The 12443-nt window shown below is 68.9% G+C and carries 9 protein-coding genes and 1 pseudogene; 7 read left to right on the forward strand and 3 right to left on the reverse strand.

Features of this window, described 5'->3' with window-relative positions; genetic code table 11:
• Positions 1-267 precede the first annotated feature (267 nt).
• On the reverse strand, positions 268-1653 hold the full coding sequence (locus CES90_RS01560; RefSeq protein WP_229913690.1) for a sugar ABC transporter substrate-binding protein: 1386 nt from the start codon (positions 1651-1653) through the stop codon (positions 268-270).
• A 213-nt stretch (positions 1654-1866) separates the two neighbouring features.
• On the opposite strand from CES90_RS01560, the gene CES90_RS01565 reads away from it, so the two are divergent.
• The 3 genes from CES90_RS01565 (at position 1867) to CES90_RS01575 (ending at position 4550) form a co-directional block, all read left to right on the forward strand.
• A complete protein-coding gene (locus tag CES90_RS01565) occupies positions 1867-2241 on the forward strand; it encodes a response regulator (RefSeq protein ID WP_189781860.1) in 375 nt (124 codons plus the stop codon).
• Between the two features lie 211 nt (positions 2242-2452).
• Complete coding sequence (locus CES90_RS01570) at positions 2453-3511, forward strand: hypothetical protein (protein ID WP_229913689.1); 1059 nt, start codon at positions 2453-2455, stop codon at positions 3509-3511.
• A gap of 127 nt (positions 3512-3638) precedes the next feature.
• A complete protein-coding gene (locus CES90_RS01575) occupies positions 3639-4550 on the forward strand; it encodes a carbohydrate kinase family protein (RefSeq protein ID WP_189781859.1) in 912 nt (303 codons plus the stop codon).
• Between the two features lie 203 nt (positions 4551-4753).
• On the opposite strand, the pseudogene CES90_RS49205 reads toward CES90_RS01575, so the two are convergent.
• Positions 4754-4843, reverse strand: a pseudogene (locus tag CES90_RS49205) (transcriptional regulator); the annotation flags it as partial.
• Positions 4844-5058: 215 nt separating this feature from the next.
• Positions 5059-8100: an excinuclease ABC subunit UvrA gene (gene uvrA, locus CES90_RS01585; RefSeq protein ID WP_189781858.1), complete on the reverse strand. Its 3042-nt coding sequence runs from the start codon at positions 8098-8100 to the stop codon at positions 5059-5061.
• A gap of 225 nt (positions 8101-8325) precedes the next feature.
• On the opposite strand from uvrA, the gene CES90_RS01590 reads away from it, so the two are divergent.
• The 4 genes from CES90_RS01590 to CES90_RS01605 all read left to right on the forward strand — a co-directional run bounded on the left by CES90_RS01590 (position 8326) and on the right by CES90_RS01605 (position 12362).
• Entirely contained in the window at positions 8326-9039 is a 714-nt protein-coding gene (locus CES90_RS01590; RefSeq protein WP_189781857.1) for a maleylpyruvate isomerase family mycothiol-dependent enzyme, read from the forward strand.
• Positions 9040-9049: 10 nt separating this feature from the next.
• Positions 9050-9703 carry an MBL fold metallo-hydrolase gene (locus tag CES90_RS01595; protein ID WP_189781856.1) on the forward strand — a complete coding sequence of 218 codons (654 nt, stop codon included), beginning with the start codon at positions 9050-9052 and terminating at the stop codon, positions 9701-9703.
• Positions 9704-10711: 1008 nt separating this feature from the next.
• On the forward strand, positions 10712-11293 hold the full coding sequence (locus CES90_RS01600; RefSeq protein WP_189781855.1) for a hypothetical protein: 582 nt from the start codon (positions 10712-10714) through the stop codon (positions 11291-11293).
• 448 nt (positions 11294-11741) lie between these two features.
• Positions 11742-12362, forward strand: a complete 621-nt coding sequence (locus tag CES90_RS01605) for a hypothetical protein (RefSeq protein ID WP_189781854.1) — start codon at positions 11742-11744, stop codon at positions 12360-12362.
• The last annotated feature ends 81 nt before the right edge of the window (positions 12363-12443 follow it).

A 12443-nucleotide genomic window follows, 5' to 3' on the forward strand; every position in this document is an offset into this window, starting at 1 on the left:
CCCCGCCCTTGCCCGACTCTGCGGTGTCGGCCCACGGTATCCGGAGGGCCGACGGTCCCTCGTGGACCGGTTTGCGCAGCTTCCTCAGCATGCCGATGAACTCGCGGACGGTACAGGCGTCTTCGGTGAGGGCATCTCGGGTGAGGGCGTCTTCGGTACAGGCGTCTTGCGTGCGGCGGCCTCAGTGCAGGCGTCTTCGCTGCGGGTCCTCGCTGCGGGTCCTCGCTGCGGGTCCTCGCTGCGGGTCCTCGCCGGCGTGTCCTCGGTTCACGGCTTGCTCTCCGGGTAGCCGTCGTGGGCGGCCAGGTCCTTGTCGATGTCCTCGACCGCCTGGTCCAGTGTCTTCTTCGCGGGAGCCCCGGCGAAGACGACCTCGGCGACCGCGCGGGCGAAGGCCTGGGTGACCGCCGGGTACGCGGGGGTCTGCGGCCGGGGCCGGGCGACGCCGCCGCGCAACTGCTCGATGAACAACCGCTCCGGGCCGTCCTCGTCGTACGGCGCCGACATCTTCACGGCCCTCTCGGTCGCCGGGATCGCGCCGTTCGCCTCGCTCATCCTGAGTACCTGCTCCGGCCGCAACAGGTACTCGAGGAAGCGCCACACCGCGTCGCCGTCGGCCGCGCCCGAGGGGATGCCCCACTGCCAGGATCCCATTCCGGTGACGGTGCCGGTGCCGAAGTCGGGCAGCGGCACGAGCGCGATGTCGCCCGGGTGCGCCTCGCTGTACTCGCCGTACTTCCAGTGGCCCATCCAGGAGATGGGGCTGCGGCCCTTTACGAACGCGCTCTCGTCCTTGCCCCGGTCGACGTACCCCTTCTCCACCCAACTCTGCATGGTGGTGAGCGCCCCGGCGGTCTCCGGGCCGTTGAGGAAGCCGTCGGCAGTGCGGAACTCCTCGGGGTCGATGAGGTCGCCGCCCGCCGACCAGACGGCCGGGGCGAAGGCGTAGGTGTTCCACTCGTCGGCGAGCTTCGAGTCGTGGAAGTTCAGGTCCAGCGGCGCCTCGTAGCCCTCGGCGCGGAGCTCGCGCAGGATGCCCGTCAGCTCGTCGGCGGTCCAGGCGTCCTCGATGCCCCTGGGGATTCGGACGCCCGCCTCCTCGAGGACCGACGGCCGTACGTACAGGCCGAGCCCGGAGTCGAAGGTGCCGACGCCCCACAACCGCCGGTCGTACGTGCCCTGCTCCCGGATCGAGGGAAGCAGATCCTCGCGGACTTCGGCGGGCACGCAGGAGTCGATCGGCCTGAGCTTGCCGGACCAGGCGTAGCTGTAGAGGTTCGGGCCGTCGAAATCGAGGAGATCCGGCAGGTCACCGCTGGCCGCCGCGGACAGCACGAGCTCGGTGTAGGGGCGCTGCTCGGGCAGGGTGACCAGTTCGACCCGTACCTGCCGCTGGGCCTTGTTGAACTCCTCGACCTGGCTGCGCAGGGTGCTCTGCTCACCGCTCTGGCCCGCGTGGAACCACATCGTGATGTGCGCGGTGCCCTCGATCCTGCCGTCGCAGGTCGTGTCGCCCGCCGCCTTGTCCTCCTCGCCCTGCCGGTCCCCGTCACCGGCGCTGCACCCCGCCAGCAGCAAGGCGGCCGCCGACATCCCCGACAGCAGGGCACGACGGAACCGGCGTCTGCCGACACCTCCGCGCGGTGTCTTCATGGCGCACCCCCACTCGACCGGACGCCCCGGCCCCCAGAGCAGCGACATGCTACTGCTCGTGGCGCTTTCGATTCCCTGAGTGAACATGAACTGATCGATTCGGCAAAGGACTTCAGCACATTCAGCACATCCCGGCTAACGGGAATCCTGCCCCGGCGACACTTTCCCGCTAGCCGGAATGTGTGCCCATCAGCGCCTTGGGAGGCTGACAGCATGTCCATGCGCTGTCTCATCGTCGATGACAGTGCCCGGTTTCTGGAGGTCGCCCGCACGCTGCTCGAACGCGACGGGATCCGTGTCGTAGGCGTGGCCTCCACGGGCGCGCAGGCGCTCGCGCGGACCGTGGAACTGGCCCCGGACCTCGTCCTGTTGGACATCGACCTGGGCGGCGAGAGCGGACTGGAGCTCGCGCCGCGGCTCGCGCGCACCGCGTCCTGCGTCATCATCCTGACCTCCACACACCCACTCGACGACGTCCAGGAACTCGTCGCCGCCAGCCCCGCCCGGGGCTTCCTCCACAAGTCGAAGCTCTCGGGACAGGCCCTGCGCGACCTGCTGGGGCCCGACTGCGGGTCCTTGGCGACCTGAGGATCTTGACGGTGGTGTCCGGCCATGTCACGCGCCAGGTGTTGTCGGGACTTGGTCAACACGCTTCAATGCGGGGGAACTCGGGGACAGGAACGCCGTCGTACGGATGTGAAGACATCCGGCAGGCCTGGGATCCCCGCGCGTCCACCGGACGCCCCGATCGGCCCGCGCGGTCCGACCAGCCGTCGCGCCCTCACAGAAAGGCCCCTGCATGCGGCACGTCACAGAACACACGGACGTCGCGGCGGTCGCCGACGTCCCGGATGTCGCGGACGTCGCCACGACGGGAGTCGCCACAGCCGAGGTAGCCACGACAGAAGACGCCACAGCCGAGGTAGCCACGACAGAAGACGCCACAGCCGAGGTGGAGTCGGTCCTGCGCGGCGGCCCCTTCCATGTCGCGCTGCGCGCCGCGATCGCCGCGCGCGGGCTGCCGCTGCAGCGCGTGCAGCACCACTTGTCGCGCTACGGGGTCAAGGTCGGTGTCACCAGCCTGAGTTACTGGCAGCAGGGCGCCCGGCGTCCACAGCGCCCCGAGTCGCTGCGCGCGGTGCGGGCCCTGGAGGAGATCCTCCAACTGCCGGACGAGTCGCTGATACGGCTGCTCGGCGACGCGGACGAGCACGCCGGGCCGGAACGCCCCGCCGGCCGCTCGTACCGGGCCGTGGTGGAGGCCTCCGGGGTCCTGGAGCGCCTCCTCGGCGAGTTGGAGGTGCCGCTCGACAGCGGGGTGCACACCGTCGGCCATCACGAGCGGGTACGGGTCGGCGCGTGCCGGGAGCTGCTGGGGCGCGAGTCCCAGCACATCGTGCGCGCCCACAGGGACGGTGTGGACCGCTATGTGGCCGTCCACCACGGCGATCCGGGCTGCGCACCGGAGCGGATGGCGGTCCGCGCGCTGGAGAACTGCCGCAGGGGGCGGGTGCGCTGGGACAACGACACCGGGGTCCTCGTCGCCGAGTTCCTCTTCGACACGCGGCTGCTCAGCGGCGATACGTTCCTCTTCCGCTACGGCTTCGACGACGGCACGGCGGGCGTCTCCACCGAGTACGTCCGCGGCTTCCGCACCGCCGGCGGCCAGTACGCCCTCCAGGTGCGCTTCGACGAACGGGCACTGCCGGTCCGCTGCCACCGTTTCACCCAGCACTCGGCCGCGGCCCCCCGCAGCGGCCGCCAGTCCCTCACCCTGAGCCGGCTGCACCGCTCGGTCCACCTCGTCGAGCCACGGGTACGGACGGGGATGGTGGGGATCGGGTGGGACTGGGAGTGAGGGGTCGGGCCGGCCGAGGGTGAGGCCCGAGGGAACAGGGCGGCCGCTTCCCGGGAGGCCGGCCCTCGCGGTGCAACAAGCGTCTGGGATACCTTCCGGCCGAGATACCCGAGAAAGGATCCGTGCCGTGATCGTCGTCGCCGGTGAAGCCCTGATCGATCTGGTCCCCCGGGGCACGGGCGCGCTGGTGGACCTGCGGCCGGCCCGCGGTGGCGGCCCGTACAACACCGCGATCGCGCTCGGCCGCCTCGGCTCCCCCACCGCCTTCTGCTCCCGGGTGTCGTACGACGTCTACGGCGAGGCCCTGCTGGACGCGTTGCGCGAGGCGGACGTCGAGGTGGCGTCCGTGCAGCGCGGTCCGGAGCCGACGACCCTCGCCCTGGCCTCGATCGGCGAGGGCGGCTCGGCCCGCTACTCCTTCTACGTCGAGGGCAGCGCCGACCGGCTGTTCGAGGCCCCCGACCGGCTCCCCGACGGCACCCGGGCCGTGTCGTTCGGCACCTGCTCTCTCGTCCTGGAACCGGGCGCGAGCGCCTACGAGGAGCTGATGCACCGCACCGCCGCCCAGGGCGTGTTCACCGCCCTCGACCCGAACATCCGGCCGGGGTTGATCCCCGACGCGGACGCCTACCGGGCCCGGTTCAAGAGCTGGCTGCCGTCGGTGTCGTTGCTCAAGCTCTCCGAGGAGGACGCGGAGTGGCTGGGCGGCACCCCGAGCCAGTGGCTGTCCTCCGGCCCCTCGGCCGTGGTGATCACCCACGGCGGAGACGGCCTGACCGCCTACACCCGCGACGGCGCGGAACACTCCGTACCGGGCGAGAAGATCGACGTCGTGGACACCATCGGCGCCGGCGACACGGTGAACGCGGCCCTCCTCCACGGCCTCTCCACCCGTAACGCCCTCTCCCCGACCGCCCTCGCCGCTCTGACCCCGGCCGACTGGACCCGCCTCCTGCGCTTCGCCGCCCGCGCCGCCGCGATCACCTGCTCCCGAGCGGGCGCGGAACCGCCGTACGCCTCGGAGGTGGGCGAGATCTAGGCCGCGTTCCCGCAGGCGAACCCCCGGCCGGCAGGGCGGCCTGTCAGCCGCTGACCGCCCGTAGGGCGCCCGGCTTGCGGCCGTTGAGGCGGTCCGGGGCCGTGGCGGTGGTCTCGTCGGCCGGCAGATGGGCCATGAGGGCGCCGGCCGTCGTCCGGCAGGGCGAGCGTCTCGTACGACAGGCGCAACCGCCCCGTCTGCGGATGTTCGACGAGTTCGGTCCCGTTGCGGAGGGACATGGCCGGTACGGCGTTCAGCCGCTCGGTGAACGCGGCTCCCGCCGTGACCGTCAACTCGTCGGCAAGGGCGGCGACGTTCGGAGCGTGCAGCGGGGCATCGTGCCGCGGATGACAGATGGGCGGTCACCGCAGGACCAGGGCGGCTGATGAGGGAACGCGCGGCGCCCCGCGGGGAGTTGCCGCGGGGCGCCGCATTTTCCGTACCTTCTCGGGACTTGGCGGGGCCTGTTGCTCTACGGCCCGCTGTGCCCGTTGTCACCGATCCGCTCTCAGGCCTTGCGGGCCCGCGTGGTCGTCTTCTTGGCGGGGGCCGTCTTCTTCGTGGCCGTGGCCGCCTTCTTGGTCGCCGTGTTGTTGACGGCCTTCGTCGTGCGGGCCGTCGCCGTCTTCTTGGCCGTCGACCTGGCGGCGACCGTCTTGCCGGCCGAGGCCTTGCTCGAGGGATTCATCGGGGCCGCGTCGCTGATGCGCTCGGCGCCGAGGATCTCGCGCAGGAACTTGCCGGTGTGGCTGGCCGGGACCCCGGCGACCTGCTCGGGGGTGCCCTCGGCGATGACGAGGCCGCCGCCGGCGCCGCCCTCGGGGCCCATGTCGACGACCCAGTCGGCGGTCTTGATGACATCGAGGTTGTGCTCGATGACGATGACCGTGTTGCCCTTGTCCACGAGGCCGGAGAGCACCTTGAGGAGCTTGCTGATGTCCTCGAAGTGCAGACCGGTCGTCGGCTCGTCCAGGACGTAGACCGTGCGCCCGGTGGACCGGCGCTGCAGCTCGCTGGCGAGCTTGACGCGCTGTGCCTCACCGCCGGACAGGGTGGTCGCGGACTGGCCGAGGCGGACGTAGCCGAGACCGACGTCCTTCAGCGTGTTGAGGTGGCGGGCGATCGCGGGGACGGCCTCGAAGAAGTCCGTGGCCTCCTCGATCGGCATGTTCAGCACATCGGCGATGGACTTGCCCTTGTAGTGGACCTCCAGGGTCTCCCGGTTGTACCGGGCGCCGTGGCAGACCTCGCACGGGACGTAGACGTCCGGGAGGAAGTTCATCTCGATCTTGATGGTGCCGTCGCCCGCGCAGTTCTCGCAGCGGCCGCCCTTGACGTTGAAGGAGAAACGGCCGGGCAGATAGCCGCGGACCTTCGCCTCGGTGGTCTCGGCGAACAGCTTGCGGACGTGGTCGAAGACGCCCGTGTACGTCGCCGGGTTGGACCGGGGGGTGCGGCCGATGGGCGACTGGTCGACGTGGACGACCTTGTCGACGAGGTCGTCGCCGTCCACGCGCGTGTGCCGCCCCGGTACGTTCCTCGCGCCGTTCAGCTCGCGGGCGAGGTGGGTGTACAGGATGTCGTTGACCAGCGTCGACTTGCCGGAGCCGGACACCCCCGTGACGGCGGTGAAGACGCCGAGCGGGAAGGAGACGTCGATGTCCTGGAGGTTGTTCTCCCGGGCGCCGTGCACGGTGAGCTGCCGGGTCGGGTCGAGGGGGCGGCGGATGTCCGGCAGCGGGATGGCCTTCTTGCCCGACAGGTACTGCCCGGTCTGCGACTCGGCGTTGCTCAGCAGTTCCTTCAGGGAGCCGCTGTGCACGACCTTGCCGCCGTGCTCGCCGGCGCCGGGGCCGATGTCCACGACCCAGTCGGCGGTCTTGATGGTGTCCTCGTCGTGCTCGACGACGATGAGCGTGTTGCCCATGTCGCGCAGCCGGACCAGGGTCTCGATGAGCCGGTGGTTGTCACGCTGGTGCAGACCGATGGAGGGCTCGTCCAGCACGTACAGGACGCCGACGAGGCCGGAGCCGATCTGGGTGGCCAGGCGGATGCGCTGGGCCTCGCCACCGGAGAGCGTGCCGGCCGCGCGGTTGAGCGAGAGGTAGTCCAGGCCTACGTCGACGAGGAACCGCAGCCGCTCGTTGACCTCCTTCAGTACGCGCTCGGCGATCTTCTTGTCGCGGGCGCCCAGCTTCAGCTCGCCCAGGAAGTCCGCGCAGTCACTGATGGACATGGCGGAGACCTCGGCGATCGACTTCTCCATGATCGTGACCGCGAGGACGATCGGCTTCAGACGCGTGCCCTGGCAGGTGGGGCAGGGCACCTCGCGCATATAGCCCTCGAAGCGCTCGCGGCTGGCGTCGCTCTCGGCCTCGCTGTGCCGCCGCTTCACGAAGGGGACGGCGCCCTCGAAGGCCGTGGTGTACACGCGCTCACGCCCGTACCGGTTGCGGTAGCGGACCTCGATCTGCGTCTTGTGACCGTGGAGGAGGGCCTTCTTCGCCCGCTGCGGGAGACCGGCGAAGGGGATGTCGGTCCGGAATCCCAGCGCGTCGGCCAGGGCGCCGATGAGGCGGCCGAAGTAGTCCTTGGTGTGTCCGTGCGACCAGGGGTGGATGGCGCCCTCGTCGAGCGACTTGTCCTCGTCCGGGACGATCAGCTCGGGGTCGACCTCCATGCGCGTACCGATGCCCGTGCACTCGGGGCAGGCACCGAAGGGCGAGTTGAACGAGAAGGAGCGGGGTTCCAGCTCCTCGAAGGACAGGTCGTCGTACGGGCAGTACAGGTGCTCCGAGAACATGCGCTCGCGCTCGGGGTCGTCCTCGGGGAGGTCGACGAAGTCGAGCACGACCATGCCGCCGGAGAGGCCGAGGGCGGTCTCCACGGAGTCGGTGAGGCGTCGCTTGGCGGAGTCCTTCACCGTGAGGCGGTCGACGACCACCTCGATGGTGTGCTTCTCCTGCTTCTTCAGGGTGGGCGGGTCGGAAAGCTGGACGGTCTCGCCGTCGACCCGCGCGCGGCTGTAACCCTTGGTCTGGAGGTCGGCGAAGAGGTCGACGAACTCGCCCTTGCGCTCGCGCACCAGCGGGGAGAGCACCTGGAAGCGGCTGCCCTGCGGCAGCTCCAGCACTCGGTCGACGATGGCCTGCGGCGACTGGCGCGAGATCGGGCGGGCGCACTCGGGACAGTGCGGCTTGCCGATGCGCGCGAAGAGCAGCCGCAGGTAGTCGTAGACCTCGGTGATCGTGCCGACCGTGGAGCGCGGGTTGCGCGAGGTCGACTTCTGGTCGATGGAGACCGCCGGGGACAGACCCTCGATGAAGTCGACGTCCGGCTTGTCCATCTGCCCGAGGAACTGGCGGGCGTAGGAGGAGAGCGACTCGACGTAGCGGCGCTGCCCTTCGGCGAAGATGGTGTCGAAGGCCAGCGAGGACTTGCCCGACCCCGACAGGCCCGTGAAGACGATGAGCGAGTCACGCGGCAGGTCGAGCGAGACGTTCTTCAGGTTGTGCTCGCGCGCGCCACGGACGATGAGACGGTCGGCCACGCCGGTCCGCACCTTTCTTGAGTGAAGTGAGCAGGAGCGGAGCCCCCGGTCCTTCACAGACTAGGGGGAGCCACTGACAGCGCCGGTCCTGTTTCCCCGTTCCACAACAATCCCGGGCCTTCCAGCATGCCCGACGCAGGACTTGACCATATAGCACGCGCATTCGATTTTGGGCCGCGGTCCGCCACCTTCACCCGATGGAGTGGCGGGGTTAGGGTCGGCGTCATGATGGATCACGCACGTGACCTGGCCTCTGTACGCGAAGCGACCGACCGGCTCCTCACCGCAGCCGCCAAGCTGGACAACGCCGCCGTCGCCGAGCCGTCACGGCTGCCCGGCTGGACCCGCGGCCATGTCCTCGCCCATCTCGCCCGCAACGCGGACGCCCTCGTGAACGTCCTCGAAGGGCGCCCCATGTACGTCTCCGAGGAGGCCCGGGACACCGACATCGAGCGCGACGCGCCACGCCCCCTGGAGGCGCAGCTCGCCGACGTACGTCAGAGCGCGAACCGCTTCCAGGACGCCGCGTCCGTCCCAGCGGACTGGTCGCGCACGGTCGAGCTGCGCAACGGCGTCACGGACTCGGCGTCCCGGGTGCCGTTCCGGCGCTGGATCGAGGTGGAGATCCATCATGTGGATCTGGGGATCGGGTACGAGCTGGAGGATTTGCCGGAGGAGTTCGCGCAGCGCGAGATCAACTTCCTGACCGAGCGGTTCCGCAACCACCCGGGTGTGCCCACGCTGGTGATCAAGCAGGACGACGGGCGACTGATCCCTACCGGAGCCATCGGGTCCGTCCCCCCGGAACAGCTCGAAAGCGGCCATCACCTCACGGTCAGCGGCAGCCGGGCCGATCTGCTGGGTTGGCTCGCCGGCCGCCGCGACGGCTCGGCCCTACAGGTCGACGGAGGCACACTCCCGGCTCTGCCCCCGCTATAGGCTGAGAGCCATGACGTACAGCGGAGCAGTGAAGGTCGGCGGCCCTGCGGATGTGCACGAGCTGCGGGACCTGATGATCTCCAAGGTCGCGGTCGGCCCGATGGACAACAACGCCTATCTGCTGCGCTGCCGGGCCACCGACGAGCAGCTGCTGATCGACGCGGCGAACGACGCCGGCACGCTGCTCACGCTGATCGGTGACGACGGGATCGCGTCCGTCGTCACCACGCATCAGCACGGCGACCACTGGCAGGCGCTCGCCGAGGTGGTGGCGGCCACGGGCGCCCGTACGTACGCCGGCCGGGACGATGCCGAGGGCATCCCGGTGGCGACCGACGTACTCGTCGACGACGGGGACACGATCCGGGTGGGGCGCGTGGAGCTCACCGCGCGCCATCTCGTGGGACACACGCCGGGTTCGATCGCCCTGGTCTACGACGACCCGCACGGGCATCCCCATGTGTTCACCGGGGACTGCCTCTTCCCCGGGGGGCCTGGGCGGACAACACGTTCGGAAGAGTTCAACTCCCTGATGGACGGCCTGGAGACCAAGGTATTCGGCGTCCTGCCCGATGAGACCTGGGTCTACCCCGGCCACGGCAACGACACCACCATCGGCACGGAGCGGCCCCACCTCGCGGAGTGGCGCACACGAGGCTGGTAACCATGCGAGGGTGCTCGTCCCCGTTTCGAAACCGAAGCGGGGACAGTCGCGCGTTCAGGCCCGTCCGCGCTCGGGGAGGGGCATGCCCCACGGACGGTGGCCTCCAGAACTCCGTCACCGACGCCGGCAGCAGTGACCGCCAGAGTCGGGGGGACTGTTCCATGGGCTGCGGTCTGCTGGGCGAGGTTCACCTGGCAGGCAGCGGAACCTCCCACCACTCCGCAGTCCATCCCCAGGCCAGGCCGAGACGCGCGCGCGGGCCGAGCTGGTCGCCGCGGAGCGCGCCGCGACCGCCGAAACCGAGTCGGTCGCGGCGGCGCGTTTCGGCGGCGGTCAGCGCCATTTCGGAGGCGCGGGCCTCGGGCTTCGGCGCGGTCCACGAGGGCCTGTTCCCTGGCGGTCTTCGCGGCCTCCTCGCGGGCCTCGGCTTCGGCGGCGCGGGCCCGCGTTTCGGCGGCGGTCACACTCATCCAGACCGGCACCGAGTCCTACCGCTTCCAGGCCACCGAGTCCGAACGGCACAACACGGCCCGGTGAAGCATCTGCCCCGACGAACCGGAGCAGACGGGGCTGAGGCACGACAGCGCCTCGCGGACCGGCTACGCCGGATGGGCTGGCATCAGTGGGCGTTTGATGTTGATTCGTAATGGGCATTTCGATCCGTTTTGTCATTTTCATTGCCAATGCGCACAGCCCGAAATGCCTGCAAGCTCCCTACAGGGAGGGAGCTTGCACCCCATTGCTAAACCAGACGGAATCCAGTACCGAGAAGCGGATCAAGCGGGCGCACAGGTCGCCCCCTGGAAGGCCGTGAAGGCGCATGTAGGGTGCGAATCGCCCCGAAGGCTGTTGACCGCAAGGACGACTTAACACCGCAATCCACCTCTAAACATCCTCTCAGGCCTCGTCGTGTGTAAGTGCTCTACTCGGCGTGTTGAGGCGAAATGGCGTACGACAGAAGGTAGTTGTTCAGAACACTGTTCCCTGCCTATGTCTTGGGGGATGTCGATGTCGAGCAACGCCGTAACGCTGATCGCCGCATTGATCGCTGCACTTGTCTCCGTGGTCAATCTGTACATGACAGCGATGTTCGGTCGACGGGCCGAGATGCGTGTGGCGCACCGTGAATTACTGGCACGCGATCTGAACGAACTGGCGAGTGCGATAACCCAAGCCATAGCGGTGGCCCACGAGCTGAATGTTATTGCGACGACCGACGGAGGAGCGCAACGGCGGCGCAACTGGCTGGACAAGGCCAATGCGGTGACCAGGACTGTGAAGACCGTGCGTCCACGGGTGCGCTATCAGCTGTGGGGCCTGGATGAAGGGTTGCGCACCATGGCTCGCGTGCCTGACTGGATCAACCACTATGTCGGTGACCGGGCCGACGGGGGTTCGGCGTTCGTCGACGAGGCCGGAAAACTGGGCCGAATGCTTGACGAGGTCATCAGGCGTTCCTACCAACGCGGAGCTCCTCCCCGCTGGTGGGAGGGGCGGCGAGTGAACCGTCAGGCCCAACGGGTACGGCAGACATGGGAACGTGCACGTGCAGCTCATCTGAGCGGAGATGATGGAGAGACGAACGAATGACGCCTTCCCGCCGACGGTTCGACGGTGCGGGTCAGCGGGAATCCGATACCGCCCCCGTGACCTTGTTCGTTGCCCCGGGCTCGGAGCTCCCAGCCTTCTGACCCGGCTCGCATGGTGACGATCACCGCCGAGAAGAGGACTGCGTTTCACCTGCAGAGGTTCGTCGTGATTCCCATGGTTCTCAGAGGGTTTGGCAGCGAATGATCGACGCTGTTGGCGAGAATCTCCGGAACCGTCCCGTTCGATCACTGCCGTGCGGCTTCACCGCTCAGCGCAGACTCGTTCCGGCAAGTCCGGGCAATTCACCAACAGCGTCCGAATTCCGGCCCGGGCCTGCGCGCTCGCGGGTCACCCGGCGGGCGCTGGGCTCTGAACTTGCTCAACTCGTGTTGTGGTTCGCGGGGTTCTGGCGACGATGTCACTGTCCAGAACACCAAGGGGGAAGACTGTGGAAGCACCTTTCATTACCGCAACCGGGGCCGTCATCGCCGCGTGCATCGCGTTCTCCGGCGCGCTTTATGTCGCCATGAGGGGCCAGCGCCACCAGGCCAAGTCCCTGCGGGACAACTGGGTCCACGACCGCCGCAAGGACGCGTACCTCGGCTTCCTCGATGCCGCACGGGCGTTCGCCCCCCTGACCGAAGAGGCTTTTCGGTCCGAGAACCGCAATGTGACCGCTGCCGGCGTCGCTATGGCTCGTAATCCCCAGGCCGACATGTTCGACGGGACATGGGTGGGGGACGTCCCCCCGGTTGACGATCTGGGTGAGGGCTTCTACAAGAGGGCGCCCAAGCGGCTGCATGGTCTGGCTGTCGCGTACGAACGCGTCGCCTTCGAGGGTCCGTCCGACATCGCCGACAGGGCGAGCGAGATCAATGACTCGGCGCACCGTCTGAGCGCTGGCCTCGAACTGTTCGCCAGGGAAGCGAAGGAGCAGATCGACCCCGACCACCCGGAGAGTCCCTCGCCAACCGAGGTGGATCTCCTGCGCGCAGAGATCAACTTCTACGAGTTACTGATCGCCAAGTTCCGGAGGCAAGCCAAGGAAGCTCTGAACATCACGCCGTGAGGTACGGCCGGGGGCCCGACCGACCCCGGACGCTCTTGGCGAATTCGCGGAACCTTCCGACTCGACCACTGCCGTGCGGCT

It is taken from the genome of Streptomyces capitiformicae (assembly GCF_002214185.1).
GTDB lineage: Bacteria > Actinomycetota > Actinomycetes > Streptomycetales > Streptomycetaceae > Streptomyces > Streptomyces capitiformicae.

Bases quoted from the DNA above. Each gene is read 5' to 3' on its own strand.
- CES90_RS01560 (WP_229913690.1), bottom strand. From the start codon at position 1,653: ATGAAGACACCGCGCGGAGGTGTCGGCAGACGCCGGTTCCGTCGTGCC.
- CES90_RS01565 (WP_189781860.1), top strand. From the start codon at position 1,867: ATGTCCATGCGCTGTCTCATCGTCGATGACAGTGCCCGGTTTCTGGAG.
- CES90_RS01570 (WP_229913689.1), top strand. From the start codon at position 2,453: ATGCGGCACGTCACAGAACACACGGACGTCGCGGCGGTCGCCGACGTC.
- CES90_RS01590 (WP_189781857.1), top strand. From the start codon at position 8,326: ATGATGGATCACGCACGTGACCTGGCCTCTGTACGCGAAGCGACCGAC.
- CES90_RS01595 (WP_189781856.1), top strand. From the start codon at position 9,050: ATGACGTACAGCGGAGCAGTGAAGGTCGGCGGCCCTGCGGATGTGCAC.
- CES90_RS01600 (WP_189781855.1), top strand. From the start codon at position 10,712: ATGTCGAGCAACGCCGTAACGCTGATCGCCGCATTGATCGCTGCACTT.